Source organism: Pseudomonas sp. NPDC077186, assembly GCF_044543505.1.
Lineage (GTDB): Bacteria > Pseudomonadota > Gammaproteobacteria > Pseudomonadales > Pseudomonadaceae > Aquipseudomonas.
Genome location: NZ_JBITWE010000005.1, coordinates 20,572 through 43,709, shown reverse-complemented (window position 1 = coordinate 43,709; position 23,138 = coordinate 20,572). Strand labels below are relative to the sequence as shown.

Annotated in this window: 21 protein-coding genes; 14 read left to right on the top strand and 7 right to left on the bottom strand. The window is 68.0% G+C overall.

What is annotated here, in order from left to right; translation table 11 throughout:
• Positions 1–39 precede the first annotated feature (39 nt).
• The 8 genes from ACIGKL_RS18405 to ACIGKL_RS18370 all read left to right on the top strand — a co-directional run bounded on the left by ACIGKL_RS18405 (position 40) and on the right by ACIGKL_RS18370 (position 10,085).
• Positions 40–699 (top strand): alpha/beta hydrolase, encoded by a 660-nt coding sequence (locus tag ACIGKL_RS18405; RefSeq protein WP_397487919.1) that lies wholly within the window; start codon positions 40–42, stop codon positions 697–699.
• Between the two features lie 111 nt (positions 700–810).
• Positions 811–2,712 (top strand): acyl-CoA synthetase, encoded by a 1,902-nt coding sequence (locus tag ACIGKL_RS18400; RefSeq protein ID WP_397487918.1) that lies wholly within the window; start codon positions 811–813, stop codon positions 2,710–2,712.
• A 189-nt stretch (positions 2,713–2,901) separates the two neighbouring features.
• Positions 2,902–3,840 carry a GGDEF domain-containing protein gene (locus ACIGKL_RS18395; protein ID WP_397487917.1) on the top strand — a complete coding sequence of 313 codons (939 nt, stop codon included), beginning with the start codon at positions 2,902–2,904 and terminating at the stop codon, positions 3,838–3,840.
• Between the two features lie 154 nt (positions 3,841–3,994).
• The gene (locus ACIGKL_RS18390) at positions 3,995–5,158 is read left to right on the top strand and encodes a dipeptidase (RefSeq protein WP_397487916.1); all 1,164 of its coding nucleotides are present in this window, start codon (positions 3,995–3,997) and stop codon (positions 5,156–5,158) included.
• Between the two features lie 110 nt (positions 5,159–5,268).
• Positions 5,269–6,726 (top strand): ATP-dependent RNA helicase RhlB, encoded by a 1,458-nt coding sequence (gene rhlB / locus ACIGKL_RS18385; protein ID WP_397487915.1) that lies wholly within the window; start codon positions 5,269–5,271, stop codon positions 6,724–6,726.
• Positions 6,727–7,230: 504 nt separating this feature from the next.
• Positions 7,231–8,190: an ornithine cyclodeaminase family protein gene (locus tag ACIGKL_RS18380; RefSeq protein ID WP_397487914.1), complete on the top strand. Its 960-nt coding sequence runs from the start codon at positions 7,231–7,233 to the stop codon at positions 8,188–8,190.
• A 2-nt stretch (positions 8,191–8,192) separates the two neighbouring features.
• Positions 8,193–9,338 (top strand): NAD(P)/FAD-dependent oxidoreductase, encoded by a 1,146-nt coding sequence (locus ACIGKL_RS18375; protein WP_397487913.1) that lies wholly within the window; start codon positions 8,193–8,195, stop codon positions 9,336–9,338.
• Between the two features lie 117 nt (positions 9,339–9,455).
• Positions 9,456–10,085, top strand: coding sequence for a transcriptional regulator (locus tag ACIGKL_RS18370; RefSeq protein WP_397487912.1), 630 nt, complete (start codon positions 9,456–9,458; stop codon positions 10,083–10,085).
• Between the two features lie 28 nt (positions 10,086–10,113).
• On the opposite strand, the gene ycaC is transcribed toward ACIGKL_RS18370, so the two are convergent.
• From ycaC to ACIGKL_RS18350, 4 genes are all read right to left on the bottom strand, one after another.
• On the bottom strand, positions 10,114–10,728 hold the full coding sequence (gene ycaC, locus ACIGKL_RS18365) for an isochorismate family cysteine hydrolase YcaC (RefSeq protein WP_397487911.1): 615 nt from the start codon (positions 10,726–10,728) through the stop codon (positions 10,114–10,116).
• 98 nt (positions 10,729–10,826) lie between these two features.
• Entirely contained in the window at positions 10,827–11,132 is a 306-nt protein-coding gene (locus tag ACIGKL_RS18360; protein ID WP_397487910.1) for a hypothetical protein, read from the bottom strand.
• A gap of 52 nt (positions 11,133–11,184) precedes the next feature.
• The gene (locus tag ACIGKL_RS18355) at positions 11,185–12,189 is read right to left on the bottom strand and encodes a TerC family protein (RefSeq protein WP_397487909.1); all 1,005 of its coding nucleotides are present in this window, start codon (positions 12,187–12,189) and stop codon (positions 11,185–11,187) included.
• 275 nt (positions 12,190–12,464) lie between these two features.
• A complete protein-coding gene (locus ACIGKL_RS18350; protein ID WP_397487908.1) occupies positions 12,465–14,828 on the bottom strand; it encodes a DNA polymerase II in 2,364 nt (787 codons plus the stop codon).
• 166 nt (positions 14,829–14,994) lie between these two features.
• On the opposite strand from ACIGKL_RS18350, the gene ACIGKL_RS18345 reads away from it, so the two are divergent.
• From ACIGKL_RS18345 to ACIGKL_RS18335, 3 genes are read left to right on the top strand one after another with little or no spacing between them, the layout of a single operon-like run.
• Positions 14,995–15,429, top strand: a complete 435-nt coding sequence (locus ACIGKL_RS18345; RefSeq protein WP_397487907.1) for a group II truncated hemoglobin — start codon at positions 14,995–14,997, stop codon at positions 15,427–15,429.
• Complete coding sequence (locus ACIGKL_RS18340; protein WP_397487906.1) at positions 15,426–15,764, top strand: FKBP-type peptidyl-prolyl cis-trans isomerase; 339 nt, start codon at positions 15,426–15,428, stop codon at positions 15,762–15,764. Before ACIGKL_RS18345 ends, ACIGKL_RS18340 begins: the two co-directional genes overlap by 4 nt.
• Positions 15,757–16,683: a class I SAM-dependent methyltransferase gene (locus tag ACIGKL_RS18335; RefSeq protein WP_397487905.1), complete on the top strand. Its 927-nt coding sequence runs from the start codon at positions 15,757–15,759 to the stop codon at positions 16,681–16,683. The genes ACIGKL_RS18340 and ACIGKL_RS18335 overlap by 8 nt, the downstream gene beginning before the upstream one ends.
• A gap of 85 nt (positions 16,684–16,768) precedes the next feature.
• On the opposite strand, the gene ACIGKL_RS18330 is transcribed toward ACIGKL_RS18335, so the two are convergent.
• Together ACIGKL_RS18330 and norR are read right to left on the bottom strand one after the other, a co-directional pair.
• Positions 16,769–17,545, bottom strand: a complete 777-nt coding sequence (locus ACIGKL_RS18330) for an ABC transporter substrate-binding protein (protein ID WP_397487904.1) — start codon at positions 17,543–17,545, stop codon at positions 16,769–16,771.
• A gap of 436 nt (positions 17,546–17,981) precedes the next feature.
• The gene (gene norR / locus ACIGKL_RS18325; protein WP_397487903.1) at positions 17,982–19,529 is read right to left on the bottom strand and encodes a nitric oxide reductase transcriptional regulator NorR; all 1,548 of its coding nucleotides are present in this window, start codon (positions 19,527–19,529) and stop codon (positions 17,982–17,984) included.
• 191 nt (positions 19,530–19,720) lie between these two features.
• Between norR and hmpA the strand changes: the two genes are divergently transcribed.
• The 3 genes from hmpA (at position 19,721) to ACIGKL_RS18310 (ending at position 22,475) form a co-directional block, all read left to right on the top strand.
• Positions 19,721–20,902 carry an NO-inducible flavohemoprotein gene (gene hmpA / locus ACIGKL_RS18320; RefSeq protein WP_397487902.1) on the top strand — a complete coding sequence of 394 codons (1,182 nt, stop codon included), beginning with the start codon at positions 19,721–19,723 and terminating at the stop codon, positions 20,900–20,902.
• Positions 20,903–21,064: 162 nt separating this feature from the next.
• On the top strand, positions 21,065–21,310 hold the full coding sequence (locus ACIGKL_RS18315; protein ID WP_397487901.1) for a transmembrane sensor/regulator PpyR: 246 nt from the start codon (positions 21,065–21,067) through the stop codon (positions 21,308–21,310).
• Positions 21,297–22,475: an NnrS family protein gene (locus ACIGKL_RS18310; protein ID WP_397487900.1), complete on the top strand. Its 1,179-nt coding sequence runs from the start codon at positions 21,297–21,299 to the stop codon at positions 22,473–22,475. The genes ACIGKL_RS18315 and ACIGKL_RS18310 overlap by 14 nt, the downstream gene beginning before the upstream one ends.
• Before the next feature lie 200 nt (positions 22,476–22,675).
• On the opposite strand, the gene rimI is transcribed toward ACIGKL_RS18310, so the two are convergent.
• The gene (gene rimI, locus ACIGKL_RS18305; RefSeq protein WP_397487899.1) at positions 22,676–23,128 is read right to left on the bottom strand and encodes a ribosomal protein S18-alanine N-acetyltransferase; all 453 of its coding nucleotides are present in this window, start codon (positions 23,126–23,128) and stop codon (positions 22,676–22,678) included.
• Positions 23,129–23,138: the final 10 nt, after the last annotated feature.

Genomic DNA, 23,138 nt, shown 5'->3' with positions numbered 1-23,138 from the left:
GCCCCAATTTGAAGCGCACGCACCACACCGGAGCTACCAATGACCGCACCCATGATCCTGCAGCCCCCACAACCCGCCAACGCCAGCGTGATCTGGCTGCACGGCCTGGGTGCCGACCGCTACGACTTCCTGCCGGTCGCCGAAGCCCTGCAGGAACGGCTGCCCAGCACCCGCTTCGTCCTGCCGCAGGCGCCGACCCGCCCCGTCACCATCAACGGCGGCTGGAGCATGCCGAGCTGGTACGACATCCTCGCCATGAGCCCGGCGCGCGCCATCGACCAGGCGCAGTTGGAAGAGTCGGCGCAGCAGGTGATCGAGTTGATCGAAACCGAGCTTGCCGACGGCATCGAGCCGGCGCGCATCGTCCTCGCCGGTTTCTCCCAGGGCGGCGCGGTGGTGCTGCACACCGCCTTTCTGCGCTATGCCGAGGCGCTCGGCGGGGTGCTGGCGCTGTCCACCTACGCCCCGACCTTCGGCGACGACATGCCGCTGACGGATACAAAAAGACAACTGCCGGTGCTGTGTTTGCATGGCAGATTCGACGACGTGGTGACCCCCGACATGGGCCGCGCCGCGTTCGACCGCCTGCAGGCTCAGTCCGTACCGGTACAGTGGCGCGACTATCCGATGGCCCACGAGGTCATTCCGGAAGAGATTCGCGACATCGGCGAATGGTTGAGCCAACGGCTCGCCGCCTGATCGGTAGGGTGCGCCGTGCGCACCAGAACCGGCGATGGCGGCGAGCTGCTGCGCACGGCGCACCCTACCCGGTTTCACCTTGAACAGGCCCCGATACGGAGAGATGCACCAATGAGCACAGCGCCGCTGATCCGCACCCTGCAGGATATCGAGCAGATCGAGAAAACCCCGCTCAGTGCTCGCGACCTGCCCGCCAGCACCTACGAGCTGATCCGCCGCACGGCCGTCGCCCAGCCGGACGCCCCGGCGCTGTCGTTCATCCTCCAGGGCGACGGCGAGGAAGCGCCGCTGCGCCTGAGCTACGCCGAGCTGCTGGGCAAAATCACCCAGACCGCCAACGCCTTCCACCGCCTCGGCCTGCGCCCGGGCAAGGCGGTGTCCTTCCTGCTGCCCAACCTGCCGCAGACCCACTTCACCATCTGGGGCGGCGAGGCGGCCGGCATCGTCAACGCGATCAACCCGCTGCTCGAGCCCGAGCATATCGCCGAGCTGATCCACGCCTCGGACTCCGAGCTGCTGGTCACCCTGGCGCCCTTCCCCGGCAGCGACCTGTGGGCCAAGGTCGAGGCCCTGCGCGGCCAGTTGCCGGCGCTCAAGGCGGTGCTCTGCGTGGATCTCGCCAACCTGCTGCCGGAGCCGCAGCGCAGCGCGCTCAAGGCCCAGCGCGGACCGTTGCCGGACGGCGTGCTGGATTTCGACGAGACCATCGCCGCCTGCCCGAGCGACCGCCTGGAAAGCGGGCGGGTCATCCAGCCCGAGGACATCGCCAGCTACTTCCACACCGGCGGCACCACCGGCACGCCCAAGCTGGCGCCGCACAGCCACGGCAACGAGGTGGCGATGGCCTACTGCATGAACCTGGTGACCCGCTTCACCCCCGGCGACGTGACCCTCTGCGGCCTACCGCTGTTTCACGTCAACGGCGTGATCGTCACCGGCCTGACCGCCTTCATCGGCGGCGCCGAGGTGCTGCTGGCCACCCCGCAGGGCTACCGCAACCCCAAGCTGATCGGCAATTTCTGGAAGATCATCGAGCGCCACAAGGTCAGCTTCTTCAGCGGCGTGCCGACCATCTATGCCGGCCTGCTGCAGATACCCAGCGAGGGGTTCGACCTCAGCTCGCTGAAATACGCCCTGTGCGGCGCCGCGCCGATGCCGGTGGAACTGATCCGCCAGTTCGAGGCCAAGACCGGGCTGTGCCTGATCGAAGGCTACGGCCTCACCGAAGGCACCTGCGGCAGCTGCGCCAACCCGCCGGCCGGCGAACGCCGCCCCGGCTCCATCGGCCTGCGCATGCCCTACTGCGAGGTGCGCATCAAGCTGCTCGACGAGCAGGGCCAGTACCTGCGCGAGGCCGCGCCCAACGAGATCGGCAACCTGTGCATCCGCGGCGCCACGGTGTTCAGGGGCTACCTGCAGGCGAGCAAGAACGCCGGCATCTGGGTCGACGGCGACTGGTTCAACACCGGCGACCTCGGCCGCATGGACGAAGACGGCTACATCTGGCTGACCGGGCGCAGCAAGGACCTGATCATCCGCGGCGGCCACAATATCGACCCGCAACTGATCGAGGAAGCCCTGCACAAGCACCCGGCCGTGGCCATGGCCGCCGCCGTCGGCAAGCCGGACGAGAAGGCCGGCGAATTGCCGGTGGTCTACGTCCAGCTCAAGCCGGGCGCGCAGACCAGCGAAGCCGAGTTGCTGGAACATGCCGCCGCACATATTCCCGAGCGCGCCGCGGTGCCCAAGGACGCCTGGATCATCGAGGTCATCCCGCTTACCGCGGTGGGCAAGACCTTCAAGCCGGCGCTGCGCTTCGACGCCATCGCCCGCGTCTACCAGGCGGCGCTGGCCGAGCTGGCGCCGGCGATCCGGGTCGAGGTGCTCGGCGACGACCAGGCCGGCCAGCTCGCCCATGTCCACCTGCCGCGCCACGACCCGGCGCTGGCCGCGGCCGTGGGCGAACGCCTGGCCGGCTTCGCCGTCGGCCACCGCCTCCACCTACCCGACTGAAGTCGCCGCGCAGGGACGCGCGCCAATCGACAGCCTGGCACCAACGTACAACCGCTGGTCGGCCGAACTTTGGCCGAGCATTGCCAGGGGCCCGACCCGGGAATAATGTCGAGACGCTGTTGCACCACGACAAGGAGCGTTTGCGATGCCATCCGGCCTCGACGCCCCGCCAGGCCCGGCAACACCGCGATGAAACCGGCGCACTGGCAGGCAGACCTGCAGCAAATCCAACGACTGCGACTGTTCCACAAGGTCGCCGCCAGCAGCCTCGACCAGTTGCTGCGGGAATTTCGCGCCTGCGAACTGGAGGCCGGCGAAGTCCTGCTGTCCCCGTTCAACCGCAACCAGCACCTCTATTTGCTGATCGAGGGCCAGCTGCGCGTCTACCTCGGCTCGCTGGACAACCAGGCGGTCGGCACCCTGGAAGTCGGCGACTGCGCCGGCGAGATCAGCTTCATCGACAACGAGCACCCCAGCGCCTACGTGGTCGCCGAGCGCCCCTCCACCGTGCTGCGCCTGCACCGCGAGTCGCTGATCGCGCTGTTCCAGCAATCGCCGCAGCTGATGCAGAACCTCCTGGAGCTGCTCTGCGAACGGGTGCGCCAGGGCAACCGGCTGATCCTCGACAGCGAGCAGAACGCCAATATCGACACCCTCACCGGCAGCTTCAACCGGCGCTGGCTGGAGCACGTGTTCGAGCGCGAAAGCACCCGCTGCGCCTTCAACGGCGAGCCGCTGTCGCTGCTGATGCTGGATGTCGATCACTTCAAGGCCTACAACGACCAGCACGGCCACCTGGCCGGCGACTACGCCCTGTGCCTGGTGGCGCATACCCTGCGCAACCAGCTGCGGCCGAAGGACAGCCTGGTGCGCTTCGGCGGCGAGGAGTTCGTCATCCTCCTGCCGGAGATCGCCGACCAGGAGGCGCGCGGCATCGGCGAGCGTCTGCGCCAGAGCCTGGAACGCGTCGGCTCCTTCTATTCGCCGGTCGGCGTGCTGCCGGGGGTGACCATCTCCATCGGCCTGGCGCAGATGCGCCACCAGGACAGCCTGCAGAGCCTGATCGCCCGCGCCGACGCCGCGCTGTACCAGGCCAAGCAGCAAGGGCGTAACTGCCTCTGCGGCTGATAATTTGCGTCATTGGTGCGCTAGGCGTTGTGGGAGGGGCTTTAGCCGCGACCGAATCGCCGCTGAAGCGCCTCCCACGGAGCTGCCACGCACCGCCGCCCCTTCCCCCTGCTAGAGTGCCGACTATAACAACACGCCTGGATGGCCACCCTTTATGCGCAAACTGCTGATCGCCCTGCTGCTGCTCGCCCCGCTTTCCGCCCTGGCCTTTTTCGGCCTGCCCCAGGTGCTCGATGCGCAGATGAACAGCGTCGCCTCGCCGCCGCCCTACCCGGCCAGCGCCAGCGCTCGCCAATTGCATCAGGGCCTGTTCGTCGCCGACCTGCACGACGACGCCCTGCTCTGGGAGCGCGACCTGCTCAAACGCTACGACTATGGCCACTCCGACCTGCCGCGCATGCTCGAAGGGCGCCTCGGCCTGCAGGTGTTCTCCACCGTGACCAAGACCCCGCGCGGGCTGAACATGGAAAGCAACGCCGCCGACAGCGACAACATCACCCTGCTGGCCATGGCCCAGCGCTGGCCGCGCGCGACCTGGGACAGCCTGCTGCAGCGCGCGCTGTACCAGGCCGAGAAACTGCGCGAGGCCGCCGACGCCAGCGACGGGCGCCTGGTGCTGGTGCGCAACCGCGCCGAGCTGGCCCGCTTCGTCGAGGCCTGGCGGCAGGATCCGCAGCGAGTCGCCGCACTGCTCGCCACCGAGGGCCTGCAGCCCATCGAGGGCAAACTGGAGAACGTCGATGCGCTGTACGACGCCGGTTTCCGCATCGCCGGTCTGACCCACTTCTTCGACAACGAGGTGGGCGGCTCGGCCCATGGCCTGGAAAAGGGCGGCCTGACCCCGCTGGGTCGCCAGGTGATCGAACGCCTGGAAGAGAAAGCCATGCTGGTCGACCTGGCCCACGCCTCACGGCCGCTGATCGACGACGTGCTGGCCATGGCCACGCGCCCGGTGCTGGTCTCGCACACCGGCGTCGAGGGCACCTGCCCCGGCACGCGCAACCTCAGCGACAAGCACCTGCAGGCCATCGCCGCCAGCGGCGGGGTGATCGGCATCGGCTACTGGAGCACCGCGGTGTGCGACACCTCGGTCGCCGCCATCGTCCGCGCCATCCGTTATACGGCGGACAAGGTCGGCGTCGCGCACGTGGCCCTGGGCTCGGACTTCAACGGCACCGTGCACACGCCGTTCGACGTCACCGGCCTGGCCCAGCTCACCGAAGGCCTGCAGGGCGCCGGCTTCTCCGCCGAGGAGATCGCCGCGATCATGGGCGGCAACGTGCAGCGCCTGCTGCTGGCCAGCCTGCCGGCGAAATAAGCCGCACCGCGCGTTCGCCCCTTGACAGGGGCGAGCGAAGCACTTCGCCGCGCCCGCGTCTTGCATTACACTGGCGGCCGTTCATTCCTTAACCAATCGATGAGAAGCCCGTGCTCAAAGCACTCAAGAAAATGTTCGGCAAAGCCGAAGGCGAACTGCCCCAACCGGCCACCGCGCCCGTAGCGCCCGCCCAGACCCAGGCCGGCGATCAGGAAAAACCCAGCCGCAAGCCCAAGCCTGCGCGCCAGCCCGAAGCCGCTGCCGCCAGTGCGGCAACCAGCGCGGAACGCCCCGCCCGTCCGGCCAAGGCCGACAAGCCGCGCCGCGAGCGCCCGGCCAAGCCGGTGGACACCTGGAAACTGGAAGACTTCGTGGTCGAGCCGGTCGAAGGCAAGACCCGCTTCCACGACTTCAAGCTGGCCCCCGAGCTGATGCACGCCATCCACGACCTCGGCTTCCCCTACTGCACGCCGATCCAGGCCGGCGTGCTGGGCTACACCCTCAAGGGCCAGGACGCCATCGGCCGCGCCCAGACCGGCACCGGCAAGACCGCCGCCTTCCTTATTTCGATCATCACCCAGCTGCTGCAGACGCCGCCGCCGAAGGAACGCTACATGGGCGAGCCGCGCGCGCTGATCATCGCGCCGACCCGCGAGCTGGTGGTGCAGATCGCCAAGGACGCCGCCGCCCTGACCAAGTACACCGGCCTCAACGTCATGCAGTTCGTCGGTGGCATGGACTTCGACAAGCAGCTCAAGCAGCTCGAATCGCGCTTCTGCGACATCCTGGTGGCCACCCCCGGCCGCCTGCTGGACTTCAACCAGCGCGGCGAGGTGCACCTGGACATGGTCGAGGTGATGGTGCTCGACGAAGCCGACCGCATGCTCGACATGGGCTTCATCCCCCAGGTGCGCCAGATCATCCGCCAGACCCCGATGAAGGGCGAGCGCCAGACCCTGCTGTTCTCCGCCACCTTCACCGACGACGTGATGAACCTGGCCAAGCAGTGGACGGTGAACCCGGCCATCGTCGAGATCGAGCCGGAGAACGTCGCCAGCGACACGGTGGAGCAGCACGTCTATGCCGTCGCCTCCAGCGACAAGTACAAGCTGCTGTACAACCTGATCACGCAGAACGACTGGAACCGGGTGATGGTGTTCGCCAACCGCAAGGACGAGGTGCGCCGCATCGAGGAACGCCTGACCCGCGACGGCGTCAGCGCCGTGCAGATGTCCGGCGACGTGCCGCAGCACAAGCGCATCCGCGCCCTGGAGGGCTTCCGCGAGGGCAAGATCCGCGTCATGGTCGCCACCGACGTGGCCGGCCGCGGCATCCACGTCGACGCCATCAGCCACGTGATCAACTTCACCCTGCCGGAAGACCCGGACGACTACGTGCACCGCATCGGCCGTACCGGCCGCGCCGGCAGCAGCGGCACCTCGATCAGCTTCGCCGGCGAGGACGACGCCTTCGCCCTGCCGCCGATCGAGGCGCTGATCGGGCGCAAGATCCAGTGCGAGATGCCGCCGGACGAACTGCTCAAGCCGGTGCCACGCAAGCATCACTGAGCAACTGCGCTGCAAGACGAGAAGGCGAAGCCATGAGGCTTCGCCTTTTTTGTGGCTATGTTCCAGTTAAGCGTTGCATAGATGCCTGGAAGAACACTGCGTTACTGGCAAAGGCCGCCATCTGTAGGGTGCGCCGTGTGTACCAACCCAGACGACGAATTGCTGGTGCGCACAGCGCACCCTGCGGCCCTGCGCCTTCTCATACTCGGTAGCGAGAGCGTGCTGCCCGAAGCCGAAGCTCTTCGTAGAAGCCAACTTGCTGGCGATCCTGCACCCCGGCAATGCTTCTCGCTGTGACCCGGCGATATCGCTTACCCCTAACAGGCCGTTGAAAAACGTAGGCGAGGCCGCCTGCTTTTAACGCAGCGATGGCAACGCAGGTAGTTTTTCAACAGCCTGCTAAGCCCATGCGACATCCACGGACAGGTGTTGGCCATGCCCCTTGTCGAGCAGATACCAATAAGTCCAGAATGGACAAATAAGTTCACTCTGGATGCCGCCGCCATGCCCAGCACCCCGCCCTATCTGATCCATCGGGCCGAAGCCGCCCAACTCCTCGCCCGCGTCGATGTCGTGCAGGCCATGCGCGAGCTGTTTTGCAGCCTGGCGCGCGGCCAGGCGGTGCAGCCGGCGCAGCAGCTGGTAGAATTTCCCGGCGGCGGCGACTTCATCAACTACCTCGGCGTGCTGGCCGAGCAGCGCGTCTACGGGGTCAAGACCTCGCCCTACATCCCCGGCGAGCGCGGCGCCATCGTCACCGCCTGGACCCTGCTGATGTCGATGGACGACGGCCAGCCGCTGCTGCTGTGCGATGCCGGCGAACTCACCACCGCCCGCACCGCGGCCACCACCGCGGTGGCGGTCGACGCCCTGGCGCCGGCCGCGGCCAACCGCCTGGCGGTGATCGGCAGCGGCCCGGTGGCGCGTGCCCATGTGCGTTACGCGCAGGGCCTGCGCGACTGGCAGAGCATCCGCCTGTACTCGCCGAGCCTGGCCGGCAAGCCGGCCGCCGCGCAGCAGCAGCTGCTGCAGCTCGACCCGCGCCTGCAGCTGTGCGCCAGCCAGGCCGAGGCCTGCGCCGATGCCGAGGTGATCATGCTGTGCACCTCCTCGGCCGGCCCGGTGTTCGACCCCGCCACGCTCGAGCGACCGGCGCTGATCACCTCGATCAGCACCAACGCGCCGCGCGCCCATGAGGTGCCGCCGGCCAGCCTGGCGCAGATGGACGTCTACTGCGACTACCGCGCCACCACCCCGGCCAGCGCCGGCGAGATGCGCCTAGCCAGCGAGCAGCACCTGTGGGACCGCGCGCTGATCCGCGGCGACCTGGCCGAGCTGCTCGACGGCTCGGCGCCCGTGCCCGACTACCGCCGCCCGGTGTTCTTCCGCTCCATCGGCCTGGGTCTGGAAGACGTCGCCCTGGCCCAGGCGCTCCACCAACTCAAGCAGGCCGCGGAGGGCTGAGCATGCAACACGCCGACTACCTGATCGTCGGCGCCGGTATCGCCGGCGCCTCCACCGGCTACTTCCTCGCCAGCCAGGGCAAGACCATCGTCCTCGAACGCGAGCGCCAGCCCGGCTACCACAGCACCGGCCGTTCCGCGGCGCTGTACACCGTGGCCTACGGCACGCCGCAGGTGCGCGCGCTGACCGCCGCCAGCCGCGCCTTCTACGACGCACCGCCGCCCGGCTTCGCAGAGCACCCGCTGCTCAGCCCGCGCGGCGAACTGGTGGTGGACTTCAGCGGCGATGCCGCCGAGCTGCAGCGCCAGTTCGCCGAAGCCCGCGCCCAGGTGCCCGAGGCCCGCCTGCTCGATGCCGACCAGGCCTGCGCGCTGGTGCCGGTGCTGCGCCGCGACAAGGTCCAAGGCGCCCTGTTCGACCCCAGCGCCGCCGACATCGACACCGATGCCCTGCACCAGGGCTACCTGCGCGGCATTCGCCAGCAGGGCGGGGAGATCCACAACGATCGCGAGGTGCAGGCCATCGCCCGCGACGGCGACGCCTGGCTGGTCGACTGCGGCGCCGAGCAGTACCGCGCGCCGGTGCTGGTCAACGCCGCCGGCGCCTGGTGCGACGAGCTCGCCCGGCTGGCCGGGGTCGCCCCCATCGGCCTGCTGCCCAAGCGCCGCGCCGCCTTCACCTTCCACGGCCCGGAGGGCGTCGACTGCCACGCCTGGCCCTGCGTGGTGGACCTGCACGAGGCCTTCTACTTCAAACCCGACGCCGGCCAGCTGCTCGGCTCGCCGGCCAACGCCGACCCGGTGGCGCCGCACGACGTGCAGCCGGAGGAGCTGGACATCGCCATGGGCATCTACCAGATCGAGGAGCACACCAGCCTGAGCATCCGCCGCCCGGCGCACACCTGGGCCGGGCTGCGCAGCTTCGTCGCCGACGGCGACCTGGTGGCCGGCTACGACGGCCAGGCCGAGGGCTTCTTCTGGGTCGCCGCCCAGGGCGGCTACGGCATCCAGACCAGCGCGGCGATGGGCCAGGCCAGCGCCGCGCTGATCCGCCGCCAGCCGCTGCCCGAGGCGCTGACCCGCTTCGGCCTCGACGAGGCCATGCTCAGTCCCGCACGCCTGGGTCGCCCGGATGCAATCGGGGAATAAACCCGACGACCGCCCCGGATTGCATCCGGGCTACGGTGGCGCTGCAGCGCGGGGCGCCTGGATGACGCCCCCGGCGCTTTGCGGCACACTCGTCGCGCCGACCCAGGAGCCCACCGCATGACGCCCCGCCCCGCCGCCGACCTCGACAACTACCGCGCCATCGCCGACGCCATCGCCACCCTGTTCTTCCCCCACGCCGAGGTGGTGCTGCACGACCTGCGCACGCAGAAGATCGACCATATCGCCAACAACATCTCCAAGCGCGCGGTGGGCGATGACGCCGCCCTGGAGGACATGCTCGACGACGCCGACGACGCACGCAGCATCGGCCCCTACGAGAAGCTCAACTGGGACGGGCAGAAGATCCGCTCGGTCAGCAGCGTGCTGCGCGACGCCGGCGGCAAGCCGGTCGCGGTGCTGTGCATCAACCTCAATATCTCGCTGTTCGAGAGCGCCCGTCAGGCGCTCGACCTGTTCCTCTCGGCGAACAAGTTGATCCCCCAGCCCGACGCGCTGTTTCGCGACGACTGGCAGGAACGCATCAACACCTTCCTCCACGCCTGGCTGCGCCAGCGCCAGCTCGGCCTCAACCTGCTGACCCGCGAGCACAAGCGCGAACTGGTCGAGGCGCTGCACGCCGAAGGCGCGTTCAAGGGCAAGAGCGCCGCCAACTACGTGGCCAACGTGCTGAACATGGGCCGGGCGACGGTGTACAAGCACCTCAAGGAAATCAAGGGCGAAAGCTGAGAGCCCGCCCGCCGGCGGGCTCGCCGCGTCACTTCTGGCTGTAACTCTGGATCAGGTTGGCGTAGGCCGGAAGGTGGCCGCCGAGGATGCCGCCGAAGCCTTCGATGTCGTTGCGCCAGTCGCGGTGCAGTTCGCAACCGACGCTGAACCAGTTGAGCATCTGCGCCCCGGCGTGGGCCATGCGCATCAGCGCGGCGTCGCGCACGCTGGTGTTGAAGGTGCCCGAGGCGTCGGTGACGACGAATACCTCGTAGCCGGCCTGCAGCGCCGACAGGGTCGGGAAGGCCACGCAGACGTCGGTGACCACCCCGGCGATGATCAGTTGCTTGCGCCCGGTGGCCTCGATGGCCTTGACGAAATCGGCGTTGTCCCAGGCGTTGATCTGCCCCGGCCGGGCGATATAGGGCGCATCGGGGAACAGGGCCTTGAGCTCGGGCACGATCGGCCCGTTGGGGCCGTTCTCGAAGCTGGTGGTGAGGATGGTCGGCAGGTTGAAGAACTTGGCGATGTCGGCCAGCGCCAGCACGTTGTTCTTGAACTCGTCCGGCGTGTAGTCGCGCACCAGCGAGAGCAGGCCGGCCTGGTGGTCGACCAGCAGCACGACGGCATCGTCCTTGTTCAGGCGGTTATAGGTGAAAGACATGGCGCAGTCTCCTGTGGCGGTGAGGGAGCCCGGTTGCGGGCGTGAACCCAAAGCCTAGCCGCTCTGCCGGGCACCGACGTCCCGCCGCGACAGGTGACTCAGGTTTCCACGCCCGGCTCGAAGCCTTCGCCCGCGGCCGCATCCGGCTCGGCCTCGGGCTGTTCGGCCGGCTCTTCCTGCGCGGGCTTGCCGAGCGCCTGGCTGGCCGACTCCTGCAGCTTGTCGACCTGCTTGTTCAGTTGCTCCACCGCCTCGCCGACGGCGTCGTCGAGCAGGGCCTGGGCCTGCTTCTCGGTTTCCTCGACGAGCTTCTGGGCGGACTGCTCGGCCGCCTCGCAGCCGGCCAGCACGACCAGCGCCAGGCCGAGCGCGGAAAGGGAAAGGCTGCGTAACGGGTTATGCATACAAGGTCCTCTGGGGCGACGCCTGCGCGTCGGTCGATGGGTAATGGAGCGCTCAGTCCGCGAGCGATTTCGGCGCACTCGCCGGCGCCTGGCCACGGGTCTTGTACAGCGACAGCAGCACGCCGCCGAGCAGCAGGCCGAGGGTCACGCTCAGCGACACCGCCGCCGGAATCTTGCCGATGATGCCGACCAGGAAGATCTTGCCGCCGATGAACACCAGCACCAGGGCCAGGGCGTACTTGAGGTAGGCGAAGCGGTGGATCAGCGCCGCCAGGGCGAAATACAGGGCACGCAGGCCGAGGATGGCGAAGATGTTCGAGGTGTAGACGATGAACGGATCCTGGGTGATGGCGAAGATCGCCGGCACGCTGTCGATGGCGAATACCAGGTCGGCACACTCGATCAGAATCAGCGCCAGGAACAGCGGCGTCGCCCACAGCACCTGGCGCCCGCTGCCGTCGTCCTGGCGGACGAAGAAACGCTGGCCGTGCAGGCTGTCGGTCACGCGCAGACGTTTGCGCAGGAACTTCACCAGCGGGTTGTTTTCCAGATCGGGCGCATCGTCCAGCTTGGAAAACAGCATCTTCACCCCGGTGAGCAGGAGGAAGATGCCGAACAGGTAGAGAATCCAGCTGAACTGATGGATCAGCGCGGCGCCCAGGCCAATCATGATGGCGCGCAACACCAGCACGCCCATGATCCCCCAGAACAGCACCTTGTGCTGGTACTGCCGCGGGATCGCCAGGAAGCTGAAGATCATCGCCATGAGGAACACGTTGTCCATCGACAGCGATTTTTCGATCAGAAAGCCGGTGAGGTAATCCATGCTGGCGTCGCCGCCTTTCTGGAACAACACCCAGACGCCGAACAGCAGGCCGGCACTGATGTAGCCAGCGGACAGCAGCAGGCTCTCGCGCACGCCGATTTCGCGGTTGTCGCGATGCAGCACGCCCAGGTCGAAGGCCAGCAGGGAGATGACGACGGCGATGAAGACCAGCCACAACCAGGTGGCGGTGCCGAGGAACTCGGCGAAGAGGAACGGTTCTAGGGCAGTCATGGAGCCCCTCCTACAGTCAGATTGAACAGACTGTGATTCCGACATCGCGGTGTTAACCGCCAGAGGGGCCCGGCATCACGGGCGCAAACATTACTCGCGCTGCCAGGTCCTCTCAACCGGGCAGAGTTTGCAAAGTATTTCCCGTTTGCCGCCGCCCCAGAGCCCGCTGCCGTCTTGTAGGAGTCGGCTTGCCGGCGATCGGCCGGGCAGCGCTTGGCTCGCCCGCAAGCGGGCGCCTACGGGGTTCGCCGTTGCACTGAAGCGGGGCGAAGGCTTCAGAACAACCCCAGCTGCCCGTCCACCAGGCGTTCGAAATCGCCGCCGACGAAGGGCAGGATGGCGTCGGCCACCGGTTTCAGCTGGCGGCTCAGGTAGTGCTCGTAGTCGATGGGCGATTGCAGGCGCTCCAGCGGCTGCGGGCCGGCAGTGGTGATCAGGTAGCCGATCCAGCCGCCACGCTGGTACTGCAGCGGCCGACCGAGGCGCTGGTTGTGCTCATCGGCACTGCGCGCGGCGCGTACGTGCGGCGGCACGTTGCGCTGGTAGTCGTCGAGGCGCCGGCGCAGACGCTTGCGATAGACCAGCAGCTCGTCCAGCTCGCCGGCCAGGGTGCGTTTGACGTAGTCGCGCACGTAGTCCTCATAGGGCAGCCCGGCGAATACCAGGCGGTACAGCTCCTGCTGGAAGCGCTGGGCCAGCGGCGACCAGTCGCTGCGCACCGTCTCCAGACCCTTGAACACCAGGCGTTCGTTGCCATCGGCTTCGCGTACCAGGCCGGCGTAACGCTTCTTGCTGCCCTCCTCGGTGCCGCGAATAGTGGGCATGAGAAAGCGCCGGTAATGGGTCTCGAACTGCAACTCCAGCGCGCTGCTCAGGCCGTACTCGCGTTGCAGATGCTCGCGCCACCAGGCGTTGACCCTTGATACCAAGGCGCGGCCGATCTGCGCCGCCTCGTCTTCGCCATGGGCGCGGCCGAGCCAGACGAAGGTGGAGTCGGTGTCGCCGTAGATCACCGCATGGCCCTCGGCTTCGATCAGCTCGCGGGTACGCTTCATGATCTGGTGCCCGCGCAGGGTGATGGACGACGCCAGGCGCGGGTCGAAGAAGCGGCAGCCACTGGAGCCGAGCACGCCGTAGAAGGCGTTCATGATGATCTTCAGCGCCTGCGACAGTGCCGCGTTGCCCTCGCGCTTGGCCGCCTCGCGCCCCTGCCAGACCCGCTCGACTATGGCCGGCAGGCAGTGCCGGCTGCGCGAGAAGCGCGCACCGCGAAAACCCTCCACCGAATGCGCATCGTCCGGCTGCTGCAGCCCTTCCACCAGCCCCACCGGGTCGATCAGGAAACTGCGGATGATCGACGGATACAGGCTCTTGTAGTCCAGCACCAGCACCGAGTCGTACAGGCCGGGGCGCGAATCCATGACGAAGCCGCCGGGGCTGTTCTCGCCGCGGATGTCGCCGAGGTTCGGCGCGACGAAGCCCAGGCGGTGCATCGGCGGCAGGTACAGGTGGGTGAAGGCCGCCACCGAGCCGCCGCTGCGATCGGCGGCCAGGCCGGTGACACTGGAGCGCTCGAGCAGGAAGGCGAGCAGGTCGGTGTGGACGAAGATCCGCGTGACCAGCTCGCAGTCCTTGAGGTTGTAGCGCGCCAGCGCCGGCTTGTCCTCGTCGAACATGCGCTGGATCTCGTCCATCCGCGCGTAGGGGGTGTCGATGGCCTTGCCTTCGCCGAGCAGGGTCTGCGCCACCGACTCCAGGCTGAACGAGGGGAAGCTCCAGGTCGCCGAACGCAGCGCCTCGATGCCGTCGATGATCAGCCGCCCGGCGGCCTCGGCGAAGTAGTGCTGGCTGCTGTTGTGCTGGCGCCAGCCCAGCACGTCGCCGCCGCGCCCTAGGCGCAGCGGCACATTGAGCTGCTCGGCGTGTTCGCGCAGCACGCGCAGGTCGAACTGCACCAGGTTCCAGCCGATGATGGCGTCGGGGTCGTGCCGCGCCAGCCACTGGTTGAGCCGCTCCAGCAGCTCGGCGCGGCTGGCGCAGTATTCCAGCTCGAAATCCACGGCGCCGGCATCGCCATTGGCCGGGCCGAGCATATACACCTGGCGCTGGCCGCAGCCCTCCAGGGCGATGGAATACAGCTCGCCGCGGGCGCTGGTCTCGATATCCAGCGACACCAGGCGCAGCGCCGGGCGGTAATCGGCGGCGGGCTTGAGCGACGTGCAGAGCAGGCTGCCGTCTTCCCGGGCAGTGCCGGCGAAGCTGACGGAGGCGGTGATAAAACGCTCCATCAGGTAGCGCTCCGGCGGACGGATATCGGCCTCGTAGACGTCCAGGCCGACCTGGCGCAGCTTCTTCTCCAGCTGCAGCAACTGGCGGTACTGGCGGCAATACAGGCCCAGCACCGGGCGCTGCTTGAAGTCGCGCAGGGCCAGCTCGCGCAGCTCGACGCCCTGTTCATCGCGCAGCAGCGGCTCGGCCCAGGCGCGCTGCTCGGCCGGGATAAAGGCCACCGATTCCTGCCGCGGCAGGCGCACCTGGCGCGGGCCGCCATCGGTGGCCAGCCAGAAGGCCACCTCGGTGCCTTCCGGCGTATCGCGCCAATGGCGGCTGAGCACGAAGCCTTGCTGGGGTTGCGTCATCGGGATTGGGTCACGGATTCGAACTCGGTGCGTACGAGCTCCTTGTAGGAGCGGCTTTAGCCGCGATAGTCGCCGCTAAAGCGCCTCCCACTGGGGCGTGTGCTTCAAACTGGCCGACCATTCTACGCCAGCGGTTACAATGGCGCCTTTTCCGCGGAGCGCTTCGATGAGCAGCCATCCTCCCTACGGCACCGGCGATGCCTCCTACCAGGCCGCCGGCGGCATCGACGGCCTGCGTCGCCTGGTCGACGACTTCTACCGGCTGATGGATGAACGCCCCGAGGCCGCCGCCCTGCGCGCCCTGCATCCAGCTGACCTGAGCGCCTCGCGCGACAAGCTGGCCTGTTTCCTCAGCGGCTGGCTGGGCGGGCCGCGGTTGTTCGCCGAGAAGTACGGCAGCATCAGCATCCCCAGCTTTCACGCGCAGTGGCCGATCGATGCGGCCCTGGCCGAGAGCTGGCTGAGCTGCATGGCCGGCGCCATCGCCCTGCAACACTATGAACCGGCCTTCGCCGACTACCTGCTGGCCCAGTTGCACGTGCCCGCCGAACGCGCCGTGCAGGCCAGCCAGAACCGACACAAGAGTGGAAACCCGAAATGAACAGCGAACTGATCATCGAAGACCTGCAAGCGGGCGACGGCAAGGCCGTGGTCAAGGGGGCGCTGATCACCACCCAGTACCGCGGGTGGCTGGAAGACGGCAGCGAGTTCGACTCCTCCTACTCGCGCGGCAAGCCCTTCCAGTGCGTGATCGGCAGCGGCCGGGTGATCAAGGGCTGGGACCAGGGCCTGATGGGCATGCAGGTGGGCGGCAAGCGCAAGCTGCTGGTGCCGGCGCACCTGGGTTATGGCGAGCACAGCGTCGGCGCGATTCCGCCGAACGCCAACCTGATCTTCGAGATCGAGCTGCTGGAAGTGCTGACCCGCGATGACTGACGCCGCCCTCGTCACCCTGCGCGAGCATTTGTTGAATGCGCTGGAGCACCATCCGGGCGCCGAAACCCGCCGCCTGTTCCACGGCCGTGGCCGCTGCTGGCCGGCTCTGGAGCAGATCAGCGTCGACTGGCTGTCCGGCATCGTCCTGGTGATGCTGTTTCGCGAACCGTCGCCGGCGCTGCGGCCGCTGCTGCTGGAGCTCTTGGAAACGCCGCAATGGCAGGCCAGCGGCGCCCGCGGCCTGCTGCTGCAGCACCGCTACGTGCAGGGCAGCGAGAGCGAATGGCTGGCCGGCGAGGCGCAGGCGCAATGGCCGATCATCGAGGACGGCCTGCATTATTTGCTCGACCTGGGCAGCAAGCAGAACAGCGGGCTGTTTCTCGATATGCGCCTGGGCCGTCGGTGGGTGCGCGAGCAGGCCGCCGGCAAGCGCGTGCTGAATCTGTTCGCCTACACCTGCGGCTTCTCGGTTGCGGCCATCGCCGGCGGCGCCGAGCGGGTGGTCAACCTCGATATGTCACGCGCGGCACTGTCGCGCGGGCGCGACAACCATCGCCTGAACGAGCATGACCTCACCCGGGTGGAGTTTCTCGGCCACGAGCTGTTCAAGTCCTGGGGCAAGGTGCGCAAGGGCGGGCCCTATGACCTGGTGATCATCGACCCGCCGAGCTTCCAGAAAGGCAGCTTCGCCCTGCCCCAGGACTACCGCAAGATCCTCCGCCGCCTGCCCGAGCTGCTCGGCGAGCGCGGCACCGTGCTGGCCTGCGTCAACGACCCGGACATCGGCCCGGACTTTCTCATCGACGGCATGGCCGAGGAGGCGCCGCAGCTGCATTTTGCCCGGCGCCTGGACAACCCGCCGGAGTTTCCCGACATCTCGGCCGAGAGCGGCCTGAAGGCGCTGGTGTTCCAGCTGTAGCCCGGATGCCATCCGGGCTGCGGGGCGTCCGCTCCGCAGGATGCGCCGTGCGCACCGGCCGGGGGCCCGGCGCGGTGCGCCTCGCTCAGTCGCCGTAGATATCGAAGCTGAAGTAGCGCTGCTGGATCTGCTGGTACTCGCCGTTGGCGCGGATCGCGGCGATGGCGGCGTTGAGCTTGCCGAGCAGCTCGCTGTCGCCCTTGCGCACGGCGATGCCGGCGCCCTCGCCGAAGTAGGCCGGGTCGGTGAAGGACGGGCCGACGAAGGCGAAACCCTTGCCGTTGTCAGTCTTGAGGAAGCCCTCCTCTACCGGAATGGCGTCGGCCAGGGTGCCGTCCAGGCGCCCGGAGATCAGGTCCAGGTAGATTTCGTTCTGCGAGCTGTAGCGCACCACCTGCACGCCCTGGGCGGCCATCACCTCGCTGGCGAAACGGTCGGTGGTGGTGGCGCGCTGCACGCCGATGCGCTTGCCCTTGAGGTTGGCGAAGTCGGCGTCGACCGTGCTGCCTTCCTTCATCACCAGGCGCGCCGGGCTGTAGTAGTACTTGCCGGTGAAGTCCACCGACTTGCGCCGCTCGTCGGTGATGGTCATGGACGAGAGAATGGCGTCGACCTTCTTCACCTTGAGCGAGGGGATCAGGCCGTCGAACTCCTGCTCGACCCACTGGCACTGTACCTTCATCTCGGCGCACAGGGCGTTGCCGATGTCCACGTCGAAGCCGGCGATCTCGCCGCTGGCCTCCTTGTAGGCGAACGGCGGGTAGGCCGCCTCGATGCCCAGGCGCAGTGGCTTGTCGGCGGCGAACGGGCTGGAAGCCATCAGGCTCAGGGCGATGGCGCCCAGCCAGGCGATTTTCTTCATGGACGTGTCTCCTGCTGCGGAATGAACGAGCCCGCCGCGCGCGAAAAGGCAGCGGAACCCGGTGGAAAGGCGAAGGGGCAGAAGCAAGGCGCGCCGGCCCACGACGAGTCGAAGGGCACGCGGCACGCGGAGGGGAATGGGGAGGACTGCATGGGTCGCTCTCACTTTGTACATTAAAGTCCACTCTGGACTTTAATGTACAACGCGTCAACCCCTGCGCTCAAAGCCTGTTCAAAGTCTCGCGAGCCAGAGCAATGCAATACCGATGGCGGCCCCGCAAAAACAGGCGAGGATCGCTCGGAGTCGCGGGCGACTTTACGAGTTGTAAATGAGCATTACTCGCCGCGCTCGTCCTGCGGACGTTCAGTGACAAGTCACTGCCCGAGCCTGTTTTTAACGCGGCAGTGCCGACGCGCAGCAGACTTTGGACAAACGCTCAGCGCAACCCGAGGCGCTTCGCCAATCTACTGAGATTGGCCCGATCGATCCCCAGCTCGCGCGCGGCGTCGGCCCACTTGCCCTGGTGGCGCGCCAGGCACTGCTCGATCAGCCGGCGCTGATAGGCATCCAGCGCGCCGCGCAGGTCCTGCCCCACCGGCAGCGCGTCGGGTGCGCTCTCGCCCGGCGCCTCTGCGGCCGCCACGCTCGCGGGCAGATCCAGGTCCTGCAGCTCCAGGCTGAGAATCCGCGGACGTTCGCCGTGGCGCGCCAGCGCCTTGAGCGCCGCGCGGCCGATCAGGTGCTCCAGCTCACGCACGTTGCCCGGCCAGTCGTGGCCCAGCAGCGCCTTCTGCGCCTCGCTACTCAGGCGCAGGCTGCGTAGCCCGAGACGGGCGCGATTGTCTTCGAGGAAGTAGCCGGCCAGCAGCAGCACGTCGCGGCCACGCTCGCGCAGCGGCGGCACCGGCAGCGGGTAGACGCTCAGGCGGTGATAGAGGTCGGCGCGAAAGCGCCCGGCGCGCACCTCGGCCGCCAGGTCGCGGTTGGTGGCGGCGATCACCCGCACGTCGACGCGGTGCTCGCGGTCAGAGCCGAGCCGTTGCAGCTGGCCGCTCTGCAGCACGCGCAGCAACTTGGCCTGCACCGCCAGCGGCAGCTCGCCCACCTCGTCGAGAAACAGGCTGCCGCCGTCGGCCAGCTCGAACTTGCCGCTGCGCTCGCTGAGCGCGCCGGAGAAGGCGCCGCGCACGTGACCGAACAGCTCGCTCTCCACCAGCGCCTCGGGCAGCGCCGCGCAGTTGAGGCTAACCAGCGGCCGTTGCGCGCGCGGCGAGGCGGCGTGGATGGCCTCGGCCACCAGCTCCTTGCCGACCCCGGTTTCACCGGTGATCAGTACCGTCAGCGGGCTGTCGCCGACCAGGCGAATCTCGCCCTGCAGCTTGCGCAGCGCGGCACTCTGACCGATCAGCTCGCGCGGCTGCTGGCGCGCCTGCTTGTACAGCTCGGTGAGCTGACGCTCGGTCTCCACCCGCCGGGCCAGGCCGCTGATCCGTTCGCTGGCCTTGACCGTGGCCGCCGCCAGGCTGGCGAAGGCCTCCAGGCTGTCCAGGTCGGCGCGGCCGAAGCTGGCCGGGTCCAGCGCATCCAGGGTCAGCAGGCCCCACAGCTGGTCGTCCAGGTACAGCGGGCAGCCCAGGCAGTCGTGTACCTCCAGGTGGCCGTGCAGCCCCTCGACCAAGCCGTCGTAGGGGTCGGGCAGGCCGCAGTCGGCGGCGAAGCGGGTCGGCCCGCGGTGCTCGAGCAACGCCGCCAGGCGCGGGTGCTCGCCGATCTTGAAGCGCCGCCCCAGGGTGTCGGCGCTCAGCCCCTCCACCGCCAGCGGCACCAGTTGCTCGCCGTCGAGCTTGAGCAACGCCACCGCATCGCAGGGGAGCAGTTGGCGCAGGGCGGCTAGCAGGCGGCGGTAGCGCTCGCCGTCGTTCAGCTCGCGGGACAGGTCGGCGACCAGCGGGATCAGCGTCTGCAGCAACGGATTAGCGGTCATTTCGACAACCTAAAGTCTTTATGACTCATATCGGCCGCGAGTCATTTTCACAACAACAAAAATAAGCCATTGAATTTAAACGACAAATTAAATGGCACGATTCATGAGAGGCATACAGCGTTAACGCTAGCACGCCAGATGCGGCCAGACGAGCCGGGCCGGCGCCTTTTCATGCCTTGCAGGAGTTACCCATGCTGTCCAACGCCCAACGCGACCTGATCAAAGCCACCGTGCCGCTCCTGGAAAGCGGCGGCGAGGCGCTGACCACGCATTTCTACCGGATGATGCTGAGCGAGTTTCCCGAGGTGCGCCCCCTGTTCAACCAGGCCCACCAGGCCAGCGGCGACCAGCCGCGCGCCCTGGCGGGCGGCGTGCTGATGTACGCCAAGCATATCGACCGCCTCGAGGCGCTCGGCCCGCTGGTGGCGCAGATCGTCAGCAAGCACGTGTCGCTGCAGATCCTCCCCGAGCATTACCCCATAGTCGGCGGCTGCCTGCTGCGCGCAATCCGCGAAGTATTGGGCGCCGAGATCGCCACCGATGAAGTGATCGAGGCCTGGGCCGCCGCCTACCAGCAACTGGCCGATATCCTCATCGGCGCCGAGGAAAGCCAGTACGCGCACAATGCCGCCGCCCCTGGCGGCTGGCGTGGCGCTCGCGCCTTCCGCGTGGCGCGCAAGGTAACCGAGAGCGCCGAGATCACCTCCTTCTACCTGGTGCCGGCCGACGGCGGCGCCCTGCTCGACTTCCAGCCCGGCCAGTACATCGGCCTGCGCCTGCTGCTGGACGGCGAGGAAGTACGGCGCAACTACTCGTTGTCGGCCCCGGCCAACGGCCGCGAGTACCGCATCAGCGTCAAGCGCGAGGCTGGCGGGCGGGTATCCAACCACCTGCACGACAAGGTCCAGGTCGGCGACCAGCTGGAGCTGTTCCCGCCGGCCGGCGAGTTCGTCCTGCGCGACTCGGCCAAGCCGCTGGCGCTGATCAGCGCCGGCGTCGGCATCACCCCGGCGCTGAGCATGCTCGACGCGGCGCGCCACTCGGGGCGACCGATCCACTTTATCCACTGCGCCCGTCACGGCGAGGTGCACGCCTTCCGCGACTGGGTCGAGGCCCGCGCCGCCGAGCATCCGCAGATCCGTCACTACGTGTGCTACAGCGAGCCACGCGCAGGCGATCAGGCCGACGCCGAGGGTTTCCTCAGCCGCGAGCTGCTGGCGCAGTGGCTGCCGGCCGAACGCGACCTGGACGCCTACTTCCTCGGCCCGAAGCCTTTCATGGCCCAGGTCAAGCGCCACCTGCAGGAACTGGGCGTGCCGCCCGAGCAGAGCCGCTACGAATTCTTCGGCCCGGCTGCGGCGCTGGATAGCTGATCTAGCAGGCCGTTGAAAAACCTAGGCGAGGCAGGCAAGACAAGGCAAAAACGGCCGAAAAAGCGGAGTTTACATGCTGTAAATGAGCATTTTGAGGCCGTTTTTAACGCAGGATTGCCAACGCAGGTAGTTTTTCAACAGCCTGCTATCAGGAGGTGCATCATGTTCCCGCTCACCCCGCAGCAGCTGCTGCGTCTGTCCAGCCAACTGCTGCTGGCCGGCCTCGGCCTGCTGCTGCTCGGCCTGCTGGCGGCCTATGGCCTGGAGTCCAGGTTGAACCTGGCCAGCCTGGTGCTGGCGCATAGCCTGACCATAGTCGGCCCCGGCCTGCTCAAGCTCGGTTATGTGCTGCGCCTGGCGGCGCAGCACGGCCTGCGGCGAGGGGAGCGGCGTCATGCAACTGCTTGATCGCAACCGCGCGCTGGCGATTGCTCCGCTCTGGCGCCTGGGCTTTCGCCCGTTCTTTCTCGCCGGCGCGCTGCTGGCCCTGCTCGCCGTCGCCCTCTGGGCGGCGGTGTTGCAGGGGTTGCTCAGCGCGCCGAAGGTGCCCGGCGGCCTGCTCGCCTGGCACCGCCACGAGATGCCGTTCGGCTTCGCCCTGGCGATCATCGCCGGCTTCCTGCTCACCGCGGTGCAGAACTGGACCGGCCGCCCCGGCTTGAGCGGGCGGCCACTGATCGCGCTGCTGGCCCTGTGGCTGACGGCGCGCCTGGCCTGGTTCGCGCCTGTGCCGCAGGGGGTGCTGATCGCCGCCCAGCTGGCCTTTGTCGCCCTGCTGATCGCGCAGCTGGCGCGCCAGCTGATCGCCGCCCGCCAGCGCAACAACTACCCCATCCTGCTGGTGCTGAGCCTGCTCGGCCTGTGCCAGGGCCTGACCCTCGCCGGCCTGGCCCAGGGCGACGAGGCGCTGCAACGGCGCGGCGCCCTGGCGGCGCTGTGGTTGATCGCGGTGCTGCTGAGCCTGATCGGCGGACGGGTGATTCCCTTCTTCACCCAGCGCGGCCTGGGCCGGGTCGAGGCCTTCACCGCCCATCCCTGGCGCGATCGCTTGCTGCTGGCTGGCGGTCTGCTGGTCGCCGCGCTGTTCGCCAGCGGGCATAACCTGCAGGCGCAGCCCTGGCTGGCCCTGCCCTTCGCCGTGCTGGCGGCGCTGCACGGCCTGCGCCTGTGGCGCTGGCACCTGCCGGGCATCTGGCGCGTGCCGCTGCTGTGGTCGCTGCACCTGGCCTACGCCTGGCTGCTGCTCGCCAGCCTGGGCATGGCCGCCTGGCACCTGGGCTGGCTGGCGCAACCCAGCCTGGCCAGCCATGCACTGGCGGTGGGCGCAATGGGCGGACTGATTCTGGCGATGATGGCGCGGGTCAGCCTCGGCCATACCGGGCGGCCGTTGCAACCGCCGAAGGCCATGGCCTGGGCCTTCGCCTTGCTCAACCTGGGCGCCTTGATCCGGGTCGCGGCGGGTGGCGTCTGGCTGTGGCTGGCGGCCCTTTGCTGGGGACTGGCCTTCGCCCTGTTCGTCGTCCACTACGCGCCGATGCTGTGCCGGGCGCGGGTCGATGGCCATCCGGGGTGATTGGCGGAAATCCCGGTGCGCACGGCGCACCCTGCGGGTAGGGTGGATGTCGCTTTTCACATCCACCACAGCGGTGGATCGATAAAACGTGATCCACCCTACGCGCCCCGCCGACCGGGGACAGGCCCTCACCAGCACACATTCACGCGCCACCGAACGACGTAGGGTGCGCCGCGCGCACCAATCCAGACGGCGATGGATCAGTCCACCAGCGTGCAGGCCATCACCAGCGCATCCTCGCGCCCGCCCACCGCCGGGTAATAGTCGCGGCGCCGGCCGACTTCGTTGAAGCCATAACGCTCGTACAGGCGGTAAGCGCTCTGGTTGCTGGCGCGCACCTCGAGGAAGCACTCGCGCCCGCCCAGCTCATGGGCCTCCTTCATCAGGTGTTCGAGCAGGCGCAAACCGAGGCCGCGGCCCTGGCTCTCCGGCTTGACGGTGATATTGAGCAGGTGCGCCTCGTCAAGGATCAGGTTGATCACGCCGTGGCCGACCTGCTGGCCGCCCTCGAACATCAGCCAGCAGTTATAGGACTTGAGGCTGTCGGTGAAGATGCCGCGGGTCCAGGGGTGGCTGAAGGCGGCGTACTCGATCTTCAGCACGGCATCGAGATCCGCCTCGGTCATGGGGCGGAAGGAAATCGCATCGGTCATTCGCTAGAAC